This is a genomic window from Pseudomonas sp. PME37.24/025 (genome assembly GCF_055556615.1).
On sequence record NZ_JBVHNK010000472.1, the window covers coordinates 1 to 238 of the forward strand.

Consider the following 238-nt stretch of genomic DNA (forward strand, 5'->3'; position numbering starts at 1 on the left):
CGTCGATGACCGACACGCTGCAGCTGCAGGACCGGATCCTGGTCGACGAGCTGACCCCGCACTTCGGTGAGTACGGGCGCGGGGATGTCGTGGTGTTCCGCGACCCGGGCGGATGGCTGCCGGCGAATCCGAAGCCCGAACAGCCGCCCGTGGTCGCGGCGATCGACTGGGTGCTGTCGCTCGTCGGCCTGTCCGCTCCCGACAGCGATGATCACCTGATCAAGCGGGTGATCGGCAC

The 238-nt window shown here is 68.5% G+C and carries 1 protein-coding gene; it reads left to right on the forward strand.

Annotation, left to right across the window (positions count from 1 at the left end; genetic code table 11):
- Positions 1-238 (forward strand): S26 family signal peptidase (locus ACZ3HH_RS31120; RefSeq protein WP_465810578.1); only part of this gene is annotated, 238 nt, incomplete at both ends.